Genomic DNA, 19,068 nt, shown 5'->3' with positions numbered 1-19,068 from the left:
CGGCACGTCCAAGTATTCACCGACACCCCCGATGAGGAAGGTCAGAAACCATGACACACAACACGAATGACATCATTAGTCGGATCCGGTCCGGGCTGGACTCGGTCACCGAGGCCACCGCCCGTCTCGTGGCCGACGACGAAGGCATGAGCACCGCAGAGTACGCCATCGGCACCATTGCGGCGGCCGCGTTCGGTGCCGTCCTCTACACGGTGATCAGCGGCGACAACATCGTCAGCGCGCTCACCGGCATCATCAACAAGGCGCTCAACACGTCGGTGGGCTGAGGTGCGCGTGCTGCGGCGTCTCGCGGCCGACGACGAGGGCATGGTCACCGTCGAAGGCGCGTACGCCATTGCCGCAATCGTCATCACGGTGGTGCTCGCGGTGGCCGCGATCACCGCGGTGACCACGCAGATCCGATGCACCGACGCCGCGCGTGAGGTGGCCCGACTCGCTGCCGCGGGCGACGCGGCACCCGGGTCGGCGGGGCAGCGGATCGCCGGCGACGATGCGCAGATCTCGATCTCCGAGCAGCCCGACCGGATCGTGGTGCAGGTGCGGCGGGCGGCACCGCTGTTGCCGGGACTGACTCTCTCGGCGCGTGCCGTCGCGGCCCCCGAACCCGACGCCGACGATCAGGTCGACTTCGCTCCGGGAGTGCACCGATGACGGCGGGCGCCGCACTCGTCCGCGACGAGCGCGGGTATGCGACGGTGGCGGCGGCAGGCGTCATCGCGGGTCTCGCCGCCATCCTCGTGCTGGTGATCTACGTCGGCGCCGCCGTCCTGGCGCGACATCGCGCTCAGTCGGCTGCCGATCTGGCGGCACTGGCCGCGGCTGTCCAACACGTTGCGGCCCAACCAGATCCGTGTTTGGCGGCGCAGGAGGTCACCCGGGCGCAGCGCCCCGAGGTGATCCTCACGCGGTGCCGGATCACGGGCGAGGATGTGGTGGTGACGGTGCGCGCACCGGTGAGCCTCGGGGCGCTCGGGCAGCGATATGCCACCGCCGACGCCCGGGCGGGTCCGGTCGAGTAGTCGCGGTGCCGGGGGAGGTTCGGCCGGTGGCCGGAATCAGCCGGCGCTCTCCTCGTCGAGCATGATCGGGCGCGGATAGACGCGAGCGGAGTGCATCGGCGCGAACCACAGCCGATGGAAATGCACGGCCGTGTCGCCGCGGTATGCCAGTGTCAGGGCATCGCTGTGACGTCCTCCCAACACCATCGGCGCCACGGCGTGCACGAACGGCGACCAGTGCGTCAGTTCGCCTTCGGTGAGGAAACCGCCCGCCGCCGCCCAGGTCTCGTTGGTGCCGCGGTCGGTGGCGGCAAGGTAGACCTCGCCGAGTGCGGGGGCGAGTCGTGGCCCCACCATCGCGCTCTGCAGATACCACTGCGCGGACTCGACGGCGCTGCCCAACTCGGCGACCCGCGCGTGGCACCACGCGAAGTGCACGTCGAGCGCGTCGAGGGCCTCTTCCTCGCTGAAGAACACGTCGGGCTCACCGATCGTGGCCGGAAACCGGTCGGGCGTCTCGGTGGGCCGGGCCAGGATGAAGAAGGCGGCTCGGGCCGTACTGATGTCCCGGACGGGCCGTGCGCGTCCGGAAAACGCGTCATGCATCGTTTCAGTATCGCTCAGCGAGTAGGGAAAGCACGGTTTCCGCGCCGGGTTTGTCGAGAGGATCGTTGCCGTTGCCACACTTGGGTGACTGCACGCACGAAGGGCACCCGCTCTCACACCGGCAGTCGGCCACCGCGGCTCGGGTGGCGTCGATCCAGGTGGCGAAGGCCTCGAAGCCACGCTCGGCGAACCCCGCACCGCCCAGATATCCGTCGTAGACGAATACGGTGGGCAGTCCGGTGTCGGGGTGCAGGTTGGTCGACAGGCCCCCGATATCCCACCGATCGCAGGTCGCCACCAGTCCGAGCATGCCGATCGCGGCGTGCTCGGCGGCGTGCAGCGATCCGGGCATCCGCACAGCGTCGATGCCGACCTCCGCGAGCACCTCGGGGGTGAGCGTGTACATCACCGCGCGGGTGGGCAACGTCTGCCGCGGCATGTCGAGTTCCACCGCGTCGAGCACTTCACCGGTGAGCAACGTGCGCAGATACCCCACCACCTGGTGGGTCACGTCCACCTCCACCAGCGACACGGTCAGCGGACCCCGATCGACGGATTCGATCACCCGGGTGATCGCGATCTCGGTGGTCTCCCGAGCCGACGTGGTCCAGTCCGGCTCCTCCGGATGCGTCAGCGCCAGGCCGTCGTCGAGATCGAGTTCGTCAACCACATACGACTCACCCTGATGGATGTGCACCGCCCCGGGATGGACGGTCGACGGCGCACGCCCGGCGTCGACCGTGCCCAGCAGGCGCGACGACGTGTGGTCGACGATCAGCACCTGCGCGCCGGACCCGCCACGGATGTCGACGTCGGCGTACGGGTCCACACCCGCCGCCGGATACCAGCCGGCCTTGCGACGTTTGAGTAGCCCGTCGGCGGCCAGCGCGGCCACCGCATCATGTGCTCGCCATGCCTCGATCTCGTTGTCGCGCAACGGCAACTCCGATGCCGCGCATAGCAGATGGGGGCGCAATACGTACGGATTGGTCGGATCGATCACCGTCGCCTCGACCGGGGTGGCCAGCAGCGCCTCGGGATGATTCACCAGGTAGGTGTCGAGCGGATCGTCGCGGGCGACGAGCACCACCAGGGCATCGCCCGACTCCCGTTGGCGGCCCGCCCTTCCCGCCTGCTGCCAAAACGACGCGACGGTCCCCGGGTAGCCGCCCACGATCACCGCATCGAGCCCACTGATGTCCACCCCGAGTTCGAGCGCGTTGGTGGTGGCCACGCCGACCAGTTCGCCGGTGGAGATCGACGCCTCCAACCGGCGACGATCGTCGGCGAGATACCCGGCGCGATAGGCGGCCACCTTCTCGACCAAATCGGGAGCGCTGTGCGACAACAGGTTACGGGCACTGAGCGCTGTCACCTCCACGCCGCGACGACTGCGACCGAAGCACAGGGTACGGGCCCCCTCGATGACGAAATCGGCCAGCAGCCGCGCCGATTCGGCACCCGCCGACCGTCGTACCGGCGCACCGTGCTCGCCGGTGATTCCGGGCACGAAAGGTGGCTCCCACAGTGCCACAGTGCGTTCGCCGCGCGGTGCGCCGTCATCGGTCACCGCGACGGCAGGCTCGCCGATGAGTCGGGTCAGGGTGGCCGCGGGGTCTGCGGAGGTGGCGCTCGCGGCGATGACGGTGGGGTCGGCGCCCGCAGCGCGCGCCAGGCGCAGCAGTCGGCGCAGGATCAGCGCTGTGTGCGAGCCGAATACACCACGGTAATGATGTGATTCGTCGACCACCACATATCGCAGATGCCGGAAGAACTGGCGCCATCGTCCCGGAACCGCGGCCCCGCCGGTGAAGCCGGCGCCGGGCGTGGTTGCGCCGGAGAGAATACCGACGTGCAGCATGTCGGGATTGGTGAAGATCCAGCGGGAATGAGCGCGCGCCCACTGCCGTAGATCCGGATCGGTGTCACCGTCGTAGGCGCACGGCTGCAGATGCGAGAACGCCGGACGACCGGAGATGATCGACGCCACCGCCTTGATCTGATCACTGCCGAGCGCCTTGGTCGGCGAGATGTAGAGGGCCGTCGCGTGTGGGTCGTCGAGAAGTGTGGTCAGAATCGGCATCTGGTACGACAACGACTTGCCGGACGCTGTTCCGGTGGAGATCGCGACGTGGTGACCGGCGAAGGCGAGATCGGCCGCGGTGGCCTGGTGGCTCCACGGCCGCTCGATGCCCGTTGCGGCGAACGCGTCGCGCACCGGATCGGGCACCCAGGTTGGCCATTGGGTGAAAGTTGCTGCGCGAGAACTGATCACCGACACATGGGTGAGCGGACTCAAGTCCGGATCGGTGCCGGCGAGGGAGCGCTGGAGGAGGTCGGTGCCAAAGGTGTGAGGATGCATCGTGAATTGATCCGAACGGACGACACCGGCTCCGCCGGGGTGGCGCATGGTGAGGGGTTGTCCGAGCTCAGGTGATGTTACCTGCCGATGTCGTTCGGCTGAAATCTGCGAGGCTTTCATTCAGTGTGGTTGCAGTGACTATCCTTTGCGGCTCGAACGTGATTGACTGATCTGGGCCGCAGCTCCCGGGTGGCCATCGCTCTACGCGGTGATCGTGCGGGATCGGGTTGCAGCCGTGGTACTGAAGTTGTCAGGCGGAGCGGTGTTCGTCCACGAACTCTCCCATCGGCGTTCTCCGAGGTATGGCGGTAAGACCGGCCACGACACGTGACCAGCGTGTCGGGACAGTTTGAATGTATGAAAAGGATTGCAGGAATGGCACAGGGAACTGTGAAGTGGTTCAACGCGGAGAAGGGCTTCGGCTTTATTGCTCCCGACGAGGGCAATGACGACGTGTTCGTCCACTACTCGGAAATCCAGGGCAATGGATTCCGTACCCTCGAGGAGAACCAGCGGGTCGAGTTCGAGGTCGGTCAGGGCACCAAGGGACCGCAGGCGACGGGCGTCCGCGCCGTCTGAGACCACGCGGCTCCTCACAGAGCTTGAACACACCGCTCCCGCCCTCACGAGGGCGGGAGCGGTGTGTTGTCGGGGGGTGTTCTCGCTCGCGTGAGCACCCGCCGTGTTTGCCGCCCGGCGGGTGTGCGGGCAAGTAGTCTCGTTGCGTGGCGCAGTTGGCGTTCTTCTCCGCGGAGATCGACGAGCCGGCGATCGACGACCTCACCGGTCTGCTCGCCGCGCACGGTCAGTCGTCGGTGTCCGACGCGGGTTCCCGCATCTCCATCGTTGTCGGCGACGCGTGGCGGGCCGAGGCGATCGTCGAGGCGATCCGGCAGTGTGGGCTCGTCGCCGAACTGACCGCGTCCGACGAGGGCACCCCGCTCGCGAGAACCGAAGCCACCCCACGGCTCACCGCGCTGCATCGAGCCTGGTCACGGGGTGCGGTCAAGGCCATGCCCGCCACCTGGGTGCCCACCGGCCGGGCACTGCGGATGTGGGTGCTGGCCTCGGGACGCCGCGACGGCGATCGCTACCTGCTCGGTCTCGACCCGCACGCCCCCGAATCCCATGCTCCGCTGGCCACGGCGTTGATGCGGGCGGGTATCGCCCCCACTCTCGTGGGCACACGCACCCATTCCCATGCCTTGCGTATCGCCGGCCGCAGGCGCCTGGCCCGTCTGCTGGAATATGTCGGTGAACCGCCGGAATACGCCGACGCGGCGTCGGCGTGGCCGCATGCAGACGAATTCTGATCCCCGGACCTGCGCTTTTGTCCTCCGGTCAGCGGAATATGTCACAGTCGGGGTGGTTGACCGAAATCAGAATGTGCACGGGACGCTATACATAAGGTACAAACCTCAGACGAGAACAGATCTCGCTCCGGCGTGCGAAAACCGCGCGCGGGGCAGGTCAGAGACGAAGGACACCCGTTGGCCGACACCAGCACCACAGCACCCGCGGGGGGTAAGTCGATTCGACGATTGGTGATCGTCGAGTCGCCGACCAAGGCGCGCAAGATCGCCGGATACCTGGGGTCGAACTACGTGGTGGAGTCCTCGCGCGGACACATCCGCGACCTGCCCCGAGGTGCGGCCGACGTGCCGGCCAAGTACAAGGGACAGCCCTGGGCGCGCCTCGGGGTCAACGTCGACGACAACTTCGAACCGCTCTACGTGGTGTCGCCGGACAAGAAGTCGACGGTGTCCGAACTCAAGTCGCTGATGAAGGATGTCGACGAGCTCTACCTGGCCACCGACGGTGACCGCGAGGGTGAGGCGATCGCCTGGCATCTGCTGGAGACGCTGAAACCGAAGATCCCGGTCAAGCGGATGGTGTTCCACGAGATCACCGAACCCGCCATCCGGGCCGCCGCCGAAAACCCCCGTGACCTCGACATCGACCTGGTGGATGCGCAGGAGACCCGCCGCATCCTGGACCGCCTCTACGGCTACGAGGTGAGTCCGGTGCTGTGGAAGAAGGTCATGCCGAAGTTGTCGGCGGGCCGCGTCCAGTCGGTGGCCACCCGCATCATCGTCGAACGTGAGCGTGAGCGGATGGCGTTCGTCTCCGCCGAGTACTGGGACATCGACGCCACTCTCGACGCCGGACCCGACGTGTCGCCGCGCTCGTTCACCGCACGCCTCGTGGGTGTCGACGACGCGCGCGTTGCCACCGGCCGCGACTTCGACGCCCGGGGTGCCCTCAAGCGCGCCGACGGTGTCGTGGTGCTCGACGCCGCCCGGGCCGGTGCGCTCGCCGAGGCGCTCGACGGCGCCGGCATGACCGTGACGTCGGTGGAGGAAAAGCCCTACACACGTCGGCCCTACGCGCCGTTCATGACGTCGACCCTGCAGCAGGAGGCGGGGCGCAAACTGCGCTTCTCGTCGGACCGCACCATGCGCATCGCGCAGCGGCTCTACGAGAACGGCTACATCACCTACATGCGTACCGACTCCACCACGCTGAGCGAGTCGGCGATCAACGCGGCCCGTGCTCAGGCGCGTGAACTCTACGGCGACAACTTCGTCCACCCCACCCCGCGCCAGTACAACCGCAAGGTCAAGAACGCGCAGGAAGCACACGAGGCGATCCGCCCGGCGGGCGAGTCGTTCCGCACTCCCGGCCAGGTGGCCGCGCAACTGCAGGCCGACGAGTTCCGGCTCTACGAACTGATCTGGCAGCGGACGGTGGCCTCCCAGATGGCCGACGCCCGCGGCACCACGTTGAGCCTGCGGATCGCGGGTACCGCGAGCAGCGGCGAGCGATGCACGTTCGCCGCATCGGGCCGCACCATCACGTTCCCGGGATTCCTGTCGGCGTACGTGGAGACGGTCGACGAGAACACCGGTGGCCAGGCCGACGACGCCGAGACGCGGTTGCCGCAACTGCGTGAGGGTCAGGAGCTCACCGCCACCGACCTGTCCGCGGACGGTCACTCCACCAACCCGCCGGCCCGCTACACCGAGGCGTCGCTGGTCAAGGTGCTCGAGGAACTCGGCATCGGGCGGCCGTCGACGTATGCGTCGATCATCGGCACCATCCAGGACCGCGGTTACGTGGTCAAGAAGGGCAACGCCCTGGTGCCGTCGTGGATCGCGTTCGCGGTGGTGGGCCTCATGGAGGCGTACTTCCGCAACCTCGTCGACTACGACTTCACCGCGGCGCTCGAGGACGACCTCGACCAGATCGCGAGTGGCAACGAGAATCGCACCCGCTGGCTGACGGAGTTCTACTTCGGCGACGAGGCGCCCGGCGCGGAAACCGATGCGGAGATCGAGAATTCCGACATCGCCAAGCACGGTGGCCTCAAGAAGCTCGTCGGGCTGAATCTGGAGGAGATCGATGCCCGCGAGGTGAACTCGATCCGCCTCTTCGACGACGAGCAGGGGCGCCCGGTCTATGTGCGCGTGGGTCGGTTCGGGCCCTACCTCGAACGTAACGTTGCCGACGACGGCGCCGAACCGGATCTGCAGCGTGCCAACCTGCCCGCCGACATCACTCCCGACGAGTTGACTCTCGCGGTGGCGGAGAAGCTGTTCGCCACCCCGCAAGAGGGCCGCACCCTCGGTACAGACCCGGCGACGGGCCACGAGATCGTCGTCAAGGAGGGCCGGTTCGGGCCATACGTGACCGAAATCCTGCCCGACGAGGACGACGAGGACGGGTCGGGTGGTGCACCCGCGACGATCCCGGCCGGACCCACTCCTCGTGACGGGGATGCCGGCGGCGGGGTGGTTCCGCTGGACGAGACCCCGGCAGGTGGCGGGGCCGCCACCAAGACCGTCGCGAAGAAGACAGCGAAAAAGGCGGCCAAGAAGGCCGGACCCAAGCCTCGCACCGGCTCGCTGTTCAAGTCGATGGACATCGCGACGGTCACCCTCGACGATGCGCTGAAGTTGTTGTCGCTGCCGCGGGTTGTCGGCGTCGACCCGGAGTCGGGTGACGAGATCACCGCGCAGAACGGACGGTACGGGCCGTATCTGAAGAAGGGCACCGACTCGCGGTCGCTGACCGGCGAGGACCAGCTGTTCACCATCACTCTCGATGACGCGCTGAAGATCTATGCCGAGCCCAAGCGTCGCGGCAGGCAGGCCGCCGCGCCGCCGCTGCGCGAGCTGGGCAACGACGAGGTCAGCGAGAAGCCGATGGTGATCAAGGACGGCCGTTTCGGTCCGTACGTCACCGACGGTGAGACCAACGCCAGCCTGCGCAAGGGCGACGAGGTCGCGACCATCACGCCCGAGCGTGCGATGGAGCTGCTCGCCGACCGTCGTGCCCGGGGACCGGTCAAGAAGAAGGCGGCGGCGAAGAAGGCTCCGGCCAAGAAGACCACAGCGAAAAAGACAGCTGCCAAGAAGACTGCAGCGAAGAAGACTGCGGCGAAAAAGACAGCTGCCAAGAAGACCACAGCCAAAAAGACCACCGCGAAGAAGACACCGGCGACGAAGGCCCCGGCCAAGGAAACCGCTGCCGCAGACCCTCCGTGGGACTCTGAGGACTAGACTCTGAGGATTAGTTGACAGCGATGGAGTCCGGCCGCGCACTGATCGGTTTTTTGGCGGTGTGGGCTGCCGCGCTGACCTCCCCGCTGACGGCGTCACTGATGCCGGTCCCAGCGTCGGATCTGGTGTTCACCGGGCTCCTGATCCTGACCGCGGTGGCAGCGGTGCTCGCGGTTCGGGCACATCGTCGAATCCCGGTCTCGCTGTACCGCAGCGGAATCAGGTTGCCTCGGCCGCCGACCGTCGTACTCGACGTTCTGGATCCGGATCATCCCGACGGCTCCGGCCGTCCGCGTCCGCGTGCACCGACAGTGCCGGCGTGAGTCGCCCCTCCACTGTCACTTTTCACGTTGAGGACCCTTTGTCATGTCCACGTGTTCATCCACGCTTGACTACATTCGCTCGACCTATGCCCGAATCGCCGGATATGTCACGTATCTCGGGGTGGTGCTGACCGCGCTGAGTTGGCGCATCTACCTCAGCGCCAGCGCCTTCATCGGTGTCGAGGTGATGCTCGGTCTGTTGTCGTTCACCGCGATGCTGCCGTCGATACCGTTCATCATCGTCGGCCTGGGGCTCGTCGGGTTCGTTTGGCAGAAGTACCGTTCGCGTCGCAGCGACTGATGGGCCACACTCGATGAGGTGACCGCAGTCGACGTCCCGTTGACGTTGCAGACCGCACTCACCTCGTGGCGGTGGGACCTGCCGTCGATCCTGTTGCCGTGTGCCGCTTTTGCCGCATATGCGCTCCTGTGGCGTCGGACGCCGACACCGGTGGCCCGCCTGGCGCTGTTCGGTGCGGGAAGCGCGATGTGGGTGGTGGCGGGATCGTCCTTCGTCGGCGTCTACAGCGACGTCTTGTTCTGGGTCCGTGCACTGCAGTTCGTGTTGCTGCTGATGGTTGCACCCCTACTCCTCGCCCTCGGCACCCCGGTCGCGGTGCTTCGCGACGCGTCGCCGGGGTATCTCCGCGCGGCCGGCGCCCGAGTGTTCGCGAGCAGACGTGTTCGTGTGTTGGCGCACCCGATCACCACGTCGGCGGGTCTGCTCGTCACACCGTGGCTGACTTACCTCACGCCGTGGTATCCCGCGCTGCTCGCCCACCACGGGGCGATGCGGTGACCCGAATCCTGTTGATCATCATCGGCTTCGGGTACTTCTATGCGCGCCTGCAGATCGATCCGGTGCCGCGGCGTTACCCACAGGTGACGTCGCTGCTGGTGACGCTCGTCGAAACCCTGGGTGACGGTGTGCTGGGCGTGGTGCTCTGGCAGGGATCAGTGGTCGCTGCGTCGTATTACGAAGGGCTGCACCGTACCTGGGGACCCTCGATCCGCACCGATCAGACCATCGGAGCAGGCGTGTTCTGGATTCTCGGTGACGTCGTCGGGCTGCCGTTCCTGATGCTGCTGCTGGGTCGGTTCCGCGCCGACGAGCGTGACATCGAAGCCAGGGTCGACGCGGAGCTCGACGTCGCCGAATCCCGCGCGCACTCACGTCGGACCGTTGATGAACCCGACGACGGACTGTGGTGGCAGCGCGATCCGCGGTTCGAGAACCGCTTCCGCTGACGGTGACCAAGCGCAAACGGTGAACGATTCGGCACACGGTGGCGCTACACCATCACCGTTTGCCGAATCGTTCACCGTTCTCGATGCCCGGCGACGGTAAGGACGACACGGCGGGCACGGGATCCGGTCGGGCCAACAGGGTTTCGATGCCGCGCCCGCGCAACTCGACGCCTTCGCCGATCTCCCAGTGCTCGGCCTCGGCGGTCGACGCGAGGAACACCGCGCGAGCCGATCCGAGTACTCGTCCTGGCTCGTCCTTGGCGAGTTCGGTCAGTCGGGCCGCCTCGTTCACCGGGTCGCCGATGACGGTGTACTCGAGCCGCTTCTCCGAACCGATGTGCCCGGCGATCGCCTTGCCCGCCGACACCCCGATGCCGATGTCGGTGTCGCCGAGCACTTCGTAGAGCTCCTGTCGCATCTCGCGCGCCGCGGCCAGGGCCTTGCCGGCGAAGTCGTCGAGATCGAGCGGCGCACCGAAGATCGCCAGCGCGGCGTCGCCCTGGAACTTGTTGACGAAGCCGCCGTGGCGACCCACGATGGCCACCACGACGCGGAAGAACTCGTTGAGCAGTTCCACCACCTCGCGGGGAGGGCGGTTGACGGCCAGTCGCGTCGACCCGACGATATCGACGAACAGCACCCCGACGTAGCGTTCCTGTCCGCCGAGTTCGGTGCCCGTCTCGATCGCCTTGCGGGCGACGTCCTCGCCGACATAGCGGCCGAAGAGGTTGCGGAGCGTCTGGCGTTCGCGCAGGTCGGCGACCATGTCGTTGAACCCGGCCTGCAACAGTCCGATGTCGCTGCCGTCGTAGATCTTGACCGCGACGTCCAGATCGCCCTCGCTGACCTTGGCCTGGGCGCGCCGCAGCTGCTTGATGGGGTCGTTGATGGCGCGGACCACCCGCACGATGGCCAGCAGGCTGAACGCCAGCGCCGACAGCGACATCCACAGGATGGGCCGCATCAGGCCCTCGGCGTCGGTCTCGATGAAATGGATGCGCTGCAGGGTGATCAGCCCGACGATCACCGCCATCGGCGCCACCACGCTGATCACCCAGAACACCGCGATGCGCGTGGTCACGCCGGGTGCGATCGCGTCGTCGGGGTTGTTGGCCATGGCGGCCACCGTGATCGGCCGCAGCACCTTCTCCGCCTGCAGAAAACTCAACACGCACGTCACCAGCGCGCCGATGCAACTGGCCATGGCGACGATGAACGCGTTCTTGTGCGAGGCGGTGAAGTTCACCGCGGTCAACACGATGCCGCCGATCAGCCACAGGCCGACGTTCACCGCCGAGAGCAGCACCGGCAGCTTGAGGGCACGCGTCCGCGCGGTCTCGTTGTCCAGGCGGGTACGTCGTCGATGCCACACCAGCACCGGCAGACTGAGCTGGATACTCAGCGCCCCGCCGACGATCATCGCGATCACGAGATAGCCGAAGAAGATGACCTGATTGAGAGCGGTGATCTCGTCGAATCGGAATGAATCCTGGGCCGGCATGCCGAAGCGGAGGAAGCCGAACGTGAACAGCGCGCCGACGAGATTGGCCCGCAGCATGTCGAGGGCGAGGATCGGCCACGGGGTACGGATCAGCCAGCGCCCCAGATGTAGGGCGCGCGACCACCGAGACCGACGTTCAACCACGAGGTCAAAGGTAGCTGGCTGCTTGCAATTGTTAAACGACGTTGTCCACCGGGACGTGTCTGCGCTGCGCATTACCCTGGCGGTGTGACGAACGTCTTCGATCGCCTGATCGGTCAGCACGCCATCGCCGAAGAGTTGACCGGCGCCGCACGTGCGGCCCGCGTGCTCTCCGATCGGCTCGACGGCGGTACTGACGCAGCGGCGGCGCTGATGCCGGCGGGGGCCTTCGAAGGTCTCGGTGCCCCGTCCGGTGCCCTCGATCCGCCCGAGGCCGGTGCGCGTGCCTCGATGACCCATGCGTGGCTGTTCACCGGACCGCCCGGCAGCGGCAGATCGGTGGCGGCCACCTGTTTTGCCGCGGCGCTGCAATGTCAGAGTCCCGACGTCATCGGGTGTGGTGAGTGCCGCGCGTGTGTCACCGTGATGGCGCAGACCCACGCCGACGTGCGTCACATCGTGCCGCAGGGGTTGAGTCTCTCGGTGGATTCGATGCGCGAGATCGTGCAGGCGGCGTCTCGTCGTCCCGGGACGGGCCGCTGGCAGGTGGTGGTGGTCGAGGACGCCGACCGCCTGACCGAACAGGCCGCGAATGCGTTGCTCAAGGTGGTGGAGGAACCGCCGTCGCGCACGGTGTTCCTGTTGTGCGCACCCTCGGTGGATCCGGAGGACATCTCGGTGACGTTGCGCTCGCGCTGTCGGCACGTCGCGTTGACCACGCCGTCGGTCCCCGACATCGCGCGGGTTCTCATCGAACGCGACGGCATCGATACCGAGGCCGCGCAGTGGGCGGCGTCGGTGTGTGGCGGTCACATCGGCCGGGCCAAACGCCTGGCCACCGACCCGGACGCCCGTGAGCAGCGCGAACAGGCGCTGGGCCTGGCCCGCGCCGCCACCCGGGATTCGACCGCCTATGCCGCTGCCGAGCAGTTGGTGCGCTCGGCCGACGCCGCGGCCAAGGCGATCAGCGCCGAACTCGACGAACCCGAGACCGAGGAGATGAAGACGGCGCTCGGAGCGGGCGGCACCGGCAAGGGCACCGCGCGGGCCCCCCGCGGCACCGCGGGAGCCTTGAAGGACCTCGAGAAACGCCAGAAGTCGAGGGCCACCCGGGTCGGCCGCGACGTCCTCGACCGTGCGCTGGTCGACCTCGCCGCCCTCTACCGCGACGCCCTGGTGGTCTCGGTGGGTGCGCACGTCACCCCCATGCACCCCGACAAGGCCGCGGATACGGTCGCACCGATGGCCGATTTCGCCACCCCCGAACAACTGCTGCGTTGTGTCGAAGCCGTTCTGCACTGCCGCGAGGTCCTCGATCAGAACGTGAAGCCCAAGTTCGCGGTCGACGCGATGGTGGCCACCATCGGGCAGGCGATGCGCGCGCGATGAGCCGCGATCCACGCTGTCTGCCTGCATGAATAGCCCGTGACAACCGGGGTTACGCATCGTTAATCCGACAGCAACACCGGCCGCTTAGCGTCGCCATACATGACATCGGGCCAGGGGGCGCCGGGAACGTCGACGAGGCCGCTCGGTACGGGCCTCGACATCTCGGGGCTCACCAAAACGTTCACCTCCAGGTCGGTGCGCGGGTCGTCGGCAACCACCGCGCTCGACGACGTGACCCTACGCACCTCGGAGGGCACCTTCCTCTCGCTGCTCGGGCCGTCGGGGTGCGGCAAGTCGACCGTGCTGCGGATCCTCGCCGGGCTCGAGGAGCCCACGTCGGGCACGGTGCTGATGAACGCCCAGTCGCCGCTGGATCTGCAGCGCACCCACTCCCTGGGGATCGCCTTCCAGGATTCCGCTCTGCTGCCGTGGCGGTCGGTGGAATCCAACATCAAGCTGCCGCTGCAGGTGGGGCGGATGCCGTCCGACGACGCTCTCGTCGCCGATCTCATCAACCTCGTCGGACTCACGGGGTTCGAGAAGGCCAAACCCGCGATGCTCTCCGGCGGCATGCGCCAACGTGTGTCGATCGCCCGTGCTCTCGTGGTGCGCCCCACGGCGTTGCTGCTCGACGAACCGTTCGGCGCCCTCGACGACATGACCCGCCAGCGCCTCAACGTCGAACTGCTCCGGATCTGGACCGAGAAGCCGGCCACCACACTGATGGTGACCCACGGAATCGCCGAGGCCGTGTTCCTCTCCGACGTGGTGGCCGTGATGAGTCCCCGTCCGGGCCGGGTGATCGAGATGGTGGCCATCGACCTGCCGCGACCCCGCGTTCCCGAGATGATGCGCACGCCTGAATTCCACGCCATCCACGACCACTTGTCGGGTCTGCTCTTCGGTACCCGTGCCGAGGAGCGGGCACAGGCGGCGGAGGCGGCGAGTGGCTAGCGTCGCGGTGGGTCGGACCTCGGCCACCCGGTTCGTGCCGGCGGCCGACCGTTGGCTCGGCGGTGTCGTCGGCATCGTGGGCATCATCCTGCTGTGGTGGATGGCCGGCGCAATGCAATGGTTCCACGGAACCATTCCCACGCCCGGTGCGGTGCTGTCCACCATCGCCGACACCGGTACCGCCTTCTACACCGAGAACTTCTCGGCCACAATCGAACTCGCGTTCCGCGGCTTCTTGTGGGGCAACGGCCTGGCCATCCTGCTGGCCGTCCTGGTGATCCTGATCCCACCGGTCGAGGGTCTCGCCACCCAGTTGGCCATCATCTCCTACTGCACCCCGATCATCGCCGTGGCACCGATCGTTCAGGTGGCATTCGCCCAGGTGCAGACCATGATCGTCTTCCTCGCCGCGATCTCGGTCTTCTTCACCACCATGATCGGCACACTCACCGGGCTGCGTTCCCCGCACGCGAGCAGTCTCGACCTCATCAAGGTGTACGGCGGCGGACGATTCGCGCAGCTGTGGCGGGTCCGGTCGGTCGCGGCGATACCGAACACGTTGGCGGCCATCAAGATCGCTGCTCCCGCCGCGGTTCTGGGCGCGGTACTCGGCGAGTTCCTCGCCATGCCCGACAAGGGTGCGGGACCGGCGATGATCGTCGCGCAGCAACGCGGCGACATCCCCCAGGTGTGGGCCATCGCCCTGATCAGCGGCGCCGTCGCGGGCATCGGCTACGCGATCGTTGCGGTGATCGCGCGTTTCGCCACGCGCTGGGCGTCGGGTCAGGCGGTGCTGGGATGAGCGCGTCGACCACCGACATCGTGCCCGTGTCCGCGGCGGGCGCGCCGGCCACCGAGGAGAACGGGTCGAACATCGGCGGATTGGCGTGGGAGATCGCCAAATTCCTCGGTTCGTTGCTGATGTCGTTCGTCTTGATCCTGGTGATCTGGTGGCTGTTTCTGCTCGCCTTTCCCGACATCGGACCGATCATCGGCCGCACACCGGTGCAGGTGTTCCAGTTTCTGTTCACCGAACCCGAGTCGGCGCAGGCGCGGGCCGAGATCGTCGACAATCTCTGGATCACGTTGACCGACGCCGCCATCGGCTTCGTCACCGGTATGACGGCGGCACTGCTCACCGCAGCAGTGTTCGTGGTGTCGCGTCCGGCCGCGCAGACCTTCATGCCCATCGCCATGCTGTTGCGGTCGGTGCCGCTGGTGGCGATGACCCCGCTGATCACCCTGGTCGTCGGGAGGGGTGTCGCGGTGGTGGCGGTGATGGGCGGGATCGTCGTGTTCTTTCCCGCACTGGTGATGATCATGACCGGGCTGGCCAACGCGCCCCGCCACATCAACGACGTCATCGCGGTCTACGGCGGCGGTCGCTGGACGGCGTTGCGCCGCGCGGCGATTCCGTCGGCGGTGCCCTCGCTGTTCGGTGCGGCCAAGATCTCGGTGCCCGGCGCGCTCATCGGTGCCACCGTCGCCGAGTGGCTGGGCACCAACAAAGGTCTGGGCGCCACCCTGCAACAAGCCCTACCGGCCGCCGCCTACAACGAACTGTGGGCTTCGGTGCTGGTGATCACCGTCTCCTCGATCGTGCTGTACGCGATCGTGGGCGTCATCGAATCGATCGTGCTCGCCCAGATGGGCATGCAACAGAACTGAATTCAGTCACAACTCGAGAGGATCATCAATGAGCAACATCCCCGGACCCCGCGTCGCTGTGGATCGACGGTCTTTCCTGCGGTATTCGATGATGGCCGGAGGTGCCGCAGGTGCACTGGGTGTGTCCGGGGTGCTCGCCGCCTGTAGCAGTGGTGGCAGCTCGTCGAGTGGGGCGTCGTCGACCGATCCCAAGGTGCAGCTTTCGTGGCAGAAGAACATCGAGTTCGCCGGGGAATACTGGGCATTGGAGAAGGGCTACTTCAAGGATGCGGGCGTCGGCACACCCCAGTTGATCACCGGAGGTGGTGCGGGTACCGGTGTGGAGACCGGGCTCACGTCGAACAAGGTGTGGATCGGTATGACCGCACCGCAACTCACCGCGCCGGTGATCCTGCAGGGCGCCAAGCTGATGAGCGTGGCGGCGACGTATCAGAAGAATCCGTTCTGCATCGTGTCGTCGGCAGGGAAGCCGATCAGGACCCCACAGGAGATGGCGGGCAAGAAGATCGGCGTGCAGGCCTCCAACGAGAACGTCTTCAAGGCGCTGCTCACCGCCAACGGGATGAAAGAATCCGACGTCCAGAAGATCACCGTGCAGTACGATCCCACGCCGCTCACCAAGGGGGAGGTGGACGGCTGGACCGCCTACATCACCAACGAGCCGATCACCTTGGCGGCGAGCGGTTTTGCCAACACCAACTTCCTGTTCGCCGACTTCGGTCTGCCGCTGGTGGCCGAGACGCTGGTGGTGCGCCAGGACACCATCGACAACGAACGCGACAAGGTGAAGGCATTCCTCAAGGCCGACATCCAGGGCTGGTACGACGCGGTCGCCGATCCGCAGGGCTCGGCCAACCTGGCCGTCACCAAGTACGGCAAGGACCTCAACATGGACCTCGGCGAGCAGACCAAGGAGGCCATCGCGCAGAACGCGCTGGTGATCTCCGCCGACACCAAGGCCAACGGTCTGCTCACCATGACCGACGCCCTCATCGAGCAGAACATGGAGGCGCTCGCCAAAGCGGGTTACAACCTCAAAGCCGATCAGATCTTCGACATGTCGCTGATCAACGAGGTCTACCAGGAGAACCCGGGGCTGAAGAAGGCGTAGGGACGGTCGCGGCGTCGCCCTGTGGGTGACGGCGATTGTAGGGTTGAGGCGATTGTAGGGTGAGGGAAAAGCACGGTGGGATCAACCGTGCAGCCCAGGGTTGCCGCGAGGAGCACAGATGTCGGACTTCATCAAGAAGATCAAGGAAGACGCGAAAGCCGTCGAGGCCGCGATCGACAACGAGTTGACGGTGCTCGAGGGTGTGCCCGGATACGATCCGCTCGCCGACGAACCCGCCGAGGACGACACGCCCGGTGACGACGCGGCCGCTGCCGACCCTGCAACCTCGACCTCCGACGAGAAATAGGGGCGGGCGGCGCCCGTAGACTCGGGTCCATGTCCGTCATGTCGCGAATTCCCGGTTCTCTCGCGTGGGCCGTGCTCGTCCTCGCCGTGTGCCAGGCGGCGGCCGTATCGATCCCGCTCACCCTGTTCGGTGGCCAGCCCAACAGCTCCGACGTCGATCTGCTGATCAGCCCGGCCGGTTACGCGTTCGCCATCTGGGCAGTGATCTATGTGCTGACGATCGTGGTGGGCGCGATGTTCGTGAAGTACCGGGCCACCGGAACCGGCTCGGCCCGGCGGCTTGCCATCGACATCGCCGTGGCCTGCGCGGCCGCAGCCCTGTGGCTGGTGGTGTCGGCGGCGAACTGGACCTGGGTCACCTCGGTGCTGCTCACCGTGATGGCGGTGGTGTTGCTCGACGCGGCGCGGATCGCCGCCGGCCCGGCCGACGAGCAGGCGGGTCCGGTGAACACGATGGTCCGGGTGACGGTCGGCATCTATGCGAGCTGGGCCACCGCGGCGGTGTTCCTGAACTGGGCGTCGGACTTCGGCAAGACCGTCGCCGACCCGGCCGCACTGGGCTGGCAGCTGATCTTCCTGATCGGCGCGGTCGTCGTCGGCCTGGCCGTCACCATCGGCTACGGCGCGGTCCTGCCCGCGTATCCGGTGGTGTTGATCTAGGCATTCGCCGCCATCATCGTCAACGCCTGGTCGGCGAGCACCGTCGTGGTGGTGCTGTGCATCGTCGCCATCGCACTGGTGGTCGCGGGATACCTGGTGTCGGTGCGGCGCCGGGCGCAGTTGGTCGCGGCAGGTGCCGAGTGATCGGCTCCGCTACGGGGTGGACGCGGCCGGCCAGATGCCGCCTGGATGTCTAGATGTACAGCGGCCCCGGGATGTTGACCCACTGCTGATTCGAGTAGGCCACCCCGTGGGGCGTGTTGCACTGCATCTGCACCCGGTACGCGAATGGGAAGAGCACATTTGTCCTGGCCTGGCGATCGCTGGGCCCGTCTCCTTCCAGGGGGGGCTGGGTGGGTATGGGTCGCCATCCGAAGTTCAGCCCGCCCGGCATCACCAGTAGAGAGCATGATGTCGCGTCACGAGGGGCAGTCGTCGTCGATGCGGCGATGGTGAACCCGGCTGCGATGGTGTCGATGATGAATGGCGCCGGTTTCGAAGGTGCCGGTTTCGGGGGTGCCGCGTGCGCCGCCGGAGTCGACGCCACGCCGAGCAGTGCGCCACACGCGGCTACCGACGCGATCGCCACCTTCACGCTCGAATGTCTTGACGATGTCAGGTGTCCCATGGCGGATACCCCTCTCGGTGCCCGGGGAACGTGCTGTCAGTCCGGTCTGAGGTCACTGGCACGGCGCGATCTCCGCACATCCAGCTTAGCGAGGCGGCGAATCAGGTTTCCGAGACTTCGTAATTCGAGGACCTTGTACCCGCGCGGGTAGGTATGAGGTCGATGCGCCGATGCGGAGCCGAAGATGGCCGAAGGCGTCCAGCGCGAGATCGATCCACTCGGGCTCGGCGACCGTATCCGAGTCAAACTGATACCACCGAAAGGATGACCGTGAAGTTCGATGTGATTGGTGGGTGGGGTGACCGCGTGGAAAGCCTTGACGGCGTCGCCCGGCGCATGGTGTCGACAGCAGCCCAGGTGCCGACACCGGAGTCGTCCCGGTGGGTGGTCACCGAGTCGAAAGGACGCCGAGTCGAGCTCGTCGATGTAGATATGAGCGAACTCGCCGATGTAGCCGGGCACATCGAGCGCACAACCGAACGCCTCTGGAAGGGGTGAATCGCCCCGGGTTTGCTGGAGGCTCGGTTAGTTGGTTCCAGCGTTTGCGGGGACCGGGTTCTCACGGTAGCTGGTGACGGTGTGGGTCGACC

The 19,068-nt window shown here is 66.8% G+C and carries 19 protein-coding genes and 1 pseudogene; 17 read left to right on the top strand and 3 right to left on the bottom strand.

Translation table 11 applies throughout. The features are described 5' to 3' along the window. Window positions 1-50: 50 nt before the first annotated feature. From ACWDSI_RS05375 to ACWDSI_RS05365, 3 genes are read left to right on the top strand one after another with little or no spacing between them, the layout of a single operon-like run. Window positions 51-287 carry a DUF4244 domain-containing protein gene (locus ACWDSI_RS05375; protein WP_449747383.1) on the top strand — a complete coding sequence of 79 codons (237 nt, stop codon included), beginning with the start codon at window positions 51-53 and terminating at the stop codon, window positions 285-287. Window positions 288-327: 40 nt separating this feature from the next. Continuing rightward, complete coding sequence (locus ACWDSI_RS05370) at window positions 328-672, top strand: TadE family type IV pilus minor pilin (protein WP_449747413.1); 345 nt, start codon at window positions 328-330, stop codon at window positions 670-672. Further along, window positions 669-1,040, top strand: a complete 372-nt coding sequence (locus tag ACWDSI_RS05365; RefSeq protein ID WP_449747384.1) for an Rv3654c family TadE-like protein — start codon at window positions 669-671, stop codon at window positions 1,038-1,040. The genes ACWDSI_RS05370 and ACWDSI_RS05365 overlap by 4 nt, the downstream gene beginning before the upstream one ends. A gap of 36 nt (window positions 1,041-1,076) precedes the next feature. Here the strand turns inward: ACWDSI_RS05365 and ACWDSI_RS05360 are convergent, their stop codons facing one another. Beyond that, window positions 1,077-1,625: a hypothetical protein gene (locus tag ACWDSI_RS05360; protein ID WP_449747385.1), complete on the bottom strand. Its 549-nt coding sequence runs from the start codon at window positions 1,623-1,625 to the stop codon at window positions 1,077-1,079. A gap of 4 nt (window positions 1,626-1,629) precedes the next feature. After that, the gene (locus tag ACWDSI_RS05355) at window positions 1,630-3,987 is read right to left on the bottom strand and encodes a DEAD/DEAH box helicase (RefSeq protein ID WP_449755894.1); all 2,358 of its coding nucleotides are present in this window, start codon (window positions 3,985-3,987) and stop codon (window positions 1,630-1,632) included. Window positions 3,988-4,362: 375 nt separating this feature from the next. On the opposite strand from ACWDSI_RS05355, the gene ACWDSI_RS05350 reads away from it, so the two are divergent. The 6 genes and pseudogenes from ACWDSI_RS05350 (at window position 4,363) to ACWDSI_RS05325 (ending at window position 10,120) form a co-directional block, all read left to right on the top strand. Continuing rightward, complete coding sequence (locus tag ACWDSI_RS05350) at window positions 4,363-4,566, top strand: cold-shock protein (protein WP_005171662.1); 204 nt, start codon at window positions 4,363-4,365, stop codon at window positions 4,564-4,566. A gap of 146 nt (window positions 4,567-4,712) precedes the next feature. Then, a complete protein-coding gene (locus tag ACWDSI_RS05345) occupies window positions 4,713-5,300 on the top strand; it encodes a hypothetical protein (RefSeq protein ID WP_449755893.1) in 588 nt (195 codons plus the stop codon). Between the two features lie 177 nt (window positions 5,301-5,477). Beyond that, window positions 5,478-8,549, top strand: a complete 3,072-nt coding sequence (gene topA / locus ACWDSI_RS05340; protein WP_449755892.1) for a type I DNA topoisomerase — start codon at window positions 5,478-5,480, stop codon at window positions 8,547-8,549. Window positions 8,550-8,572: 23 nt separating this feature from the next. Next, on the top strand, window positions 8,573-8,872 hold the full coding sequence (locus ACWDSI_RS05335) for a hypothetical protein (protein WP_449755891.1): 300 nt from the start codon (window positions 8,573-8,575) through the stop codon (window positions 8,870-8,872). Window positions 8,873-8,915: 43 nt separating this feature from the next. Then, window positions 8,916-9,173, top strand: coding sequence for a hypothetical protein (locus tag ACWDSI_RS05330; RefSeq protein WP_449755890.1), 258 nt, complete (start codon window positions 8,916-8,918; stop codon window positions 9,171-9,173). Window positions 9,174-9,191: 18 nt separating this feature from the next. Continuing rightward, a pseudogene (locus tag ACWDSI_RS05325) lies at window positions 9,192-10,120 on the top strand (cytochrome c oxidase assembly protein). Between the two features lie 52 nt (window positions 10,121-10,172). Here ACWDSI_RS05325 and ACWDSI_RS05320 read toward each other — a convergent pair. After that, window positions 10,173-11,678 (bottom strand): adenylate/guanylate cyclase domain-containing protein, encoded by a 1,506-nt coding sequence (locus tag ACWDSI_RS05320; RefSeq protein ID WP_449756034.1) that lies wholly within the window; start codon window positions 11,676-11,678, stop codon window positions 10,173-10,175. A 171-nt stretch (window positions 11,679-11,849) separates the two neighbouring features. On the opposite strand from ACWDSI_RS05320, the gene ACWDSI_RS05315 reads away from it, so the two are divergent. The 8 genes from ACWDSI_RS05315 (at window position 11,850) to ACWDSI_RS05280 (ending at window position 18,976) form a co-directional block, all read left to right on the top strand. Then, window positions 11,850-13,151 carry a DNA polymerase III subunit delta' gene (locus ACWDSI_RS05315; protein ID WP_449755889.1) on the top strand — a complete coding sequence of 434 codons (1,302 nt, stop codon included), beginning with the start codon at window positions 11,850-11,852 and terminating at the stop codon, window positions 13,149-13,151. A gap of 99 nt (window positions 13,152-13,250) precedes the next feature. Continuing rightward, the gene (locus ACWDSI_RS05310) at window positions 13,251-14,105 is read left to right on the top strand and encodes an ABC transporter ATP-binding protein (protein WP_449747390.1); all 855 of its coding nucleotides are present in this window, start codon (window positions 13,251-13,253) and stop codon (window positions 14,103-14,105) included. Between the two features lie 100 nt (window positions 14,106-14,205). Beyond that, on the top strand, window positions 14,206-14,907 hold the full coding sequence (locus ACWDSI_RS05305) for an ABC transporter permease (protein ID WP_449756033.1): 702 nt from the start codon (window positions 14,206-14,208) through the stop codon (window positions 14,905-14,907). Next, a complete protein-coding gene (locus tag ACWDSI_RS05300; RefSeq protein WP_449747391.1) occupies window positions 14,904-15,773 on the top strand; it encodes an ABC transporter permease in 870 nt (289 codons plus the stop codon). The genes ACWDSI_RS05305 and ACWDSI_RS05300 overlap by 4 nt, the downstream gene beginning before the upstream one ends. A 28-nt stretch (window positions 15,774-15,801) precedes the next feature. Beyond that, a complete protein-coding gene (locus ACWDSI_RS05295; RefSeq protein ID WP_449755888.1) occupies window positions 15,802-16,884 on the top strand; it encodes an ABC transporter substrate-binding protein in 1,083 nt (360 codons plus the stop codon). A gap of 118 nt (window positions 16,885-17,002) precedes the next feature. Further along, complete coding sequence (locus tag ACWDSI_RS05290) at window positions 17,003-17,191, top strand: hypothetical protein (RefSeq protein WP_449755887.1); 189 nt, start codon at window positions 17,003-17,005, stop codon at window positions 17,189-17,191. Window positions 17,192-17,220: 29 nt separating this feature from the next. Next, on the top strand, window positions 17,221-17,850 hold the full coding sequence (locus tag ACWDSI_RS05285; RefSeq protein WP_449755886.1) for an MFS transporter: 630 nt from the start codon (window positions 17,221-17,223) through the stop codon (window positions 17,848-17,850). An 892-nt stretch (window positions 17,851-18,742) separates the two neighbouring features. Then, the gene (locus tag ACWDSI_RS05280; RefSeq protein WP_449755885.1) at window positions 18,743-18,976 is read left to right on the top strand and encodes a hypothetical protein; all 234 of its coding nucleotides are present in this window, start codon (window positions 18,743-18,745) and stop codon (window positions 18,974-18,976) included. Window positions 18,977-19,068 lie beyond the last annotated feature (92 nt).

This window comes from Gordonia sp. NPDC003429 (assembly GCF_053588575.1).
The sequence above is the reverse complement of the archived record's forward strand: the minus strand, read 5'-3'. Positions and strand labels throughout refer to the sequence as shown.

What these genes read in the sequence shown, in the direction of transcription:
- ACWDSI_RS05375 (WP_449747383.1), top strand. Translation starts at nt 51, where the DNA reads ATGACACACAACACGAATGACATCATTAGTCGGATCCGGTCCGGGCTG.
- ACWDSI_RS05370 (WP_449747413.1), top strand. Translation starts at nt 328, where the DNA reads ATGGTCACCGTCGAAGGCGCGTACGCCATTGCCGCAATCGTCATCACG.
- ACWDSI_RS05365 (WP_449747384.1), top strand. Translation starts at nt 669, where the DNA reads ATGACGGCGGGCGCCGCACTCGTCCGCGACGAGCGCGGGTATGCGACG.
- ACWDSI_RS05360 (WP_449747385.1), bottom strand. Translation starts at nt 1,625, where the DNA reads ATGCATGACGCGTTTTCCGGACGCGCACGGCCCGTCCGGGACATCAGT.
- ACWDSI_RS05355 (WP_449755894.1), bottom strand. Translation starts at nt 3,987, where the DNA reads ATGCATCCTCACACCTTTGGCACCGACCTCCTCCAGCGCTCCCTCGCC.
- ACWDSI_RS05350 (WP_005171662.1), top strand. Translation starts at nt 4,363, where the DNA reads ATGGCACAGGGAACTGTGAAGTGGTTCAACGCGGAGAAGGGCTTCGGC.
- ACWDSI_RS05335 (WP_449755891.1), top strand. Translation starts at nt 8,573, where the DNA reads ATGGAGTCCGGCCGCGCACTGATCGGTTTTTTGGCGGTGTGGGCTGCC.
- ACWDSI_RS05330 (WP_449755890.1), top strand. Translation starts at nt 8,916, where the DNA reads ATGTCCACGTGTTCATCCACGCTTGACTACATTCGCTCGACCTATGCC.
- ACWDSI_RS05320 (WP_449756034.1), bottom strand. Translation starts at nt 11,678, where the DNA reads ATGCTGCGGGCCAATCTCGTCGGCGCGCTGTTCACGTTCGGCTTCCTC.
- ACWDSI_RS05310 (WP_449747390.1), top strand. Translation starts at nt 13,251, where the DNA reads ATGACATCGGGCCAGGGGGCGCCGGGAACGTCGACGAGGCCGCTCGGT.
- ACWDSI_RS05305 (WP_449756033.1), top strand. Translation starts at nt 14,206, where the DNA reads ATGGCCGGCGCAATGCAATGGTTCCACGGAACCATTCCCACGCCCGGT.
- ACWDSI_RS05300 (WP_449747391.1), top strand. Translation starts at nt 14,904, where the DNA reads ATGAGCGCGTCGACCACCGACATCGTGCCCGTGTCCGCGGCGGGCGCG.
- ACWDSI_RS05295 (WP_449755888.1), top strand. Translation starts at nt 15,802, where the DNA reads ATGAGCAACATCCCCGGACCCCGCGTCGCTGTGGATCGACGGTCTTTC.
- ACWDSI_RS05290 (WP_449755887.1), top strand. Translation starts at nt 17,003, where the DNA reads ATGTCGGACTTCATCAAGAAGATCAAGGAAGACGCGAAAGCCGTCGAG.
- ACWDSI_RS05285 (WP_449755886.1), top strand. Translation starts at nt 17,221, where the DNA reads ATGTCCGTCATGTCGCGAATTCCCGGTTCTCTCGCGTGGGCCGTGCTC.
- ACWDSI_RS05280 (WP_449755885.1), top strand. Translation starts at nt 18,743, where the DNA reads ATGACCGTGAAGTTCGATGTGATTGGTGGGTGGGGTGACCGCGTGGAA.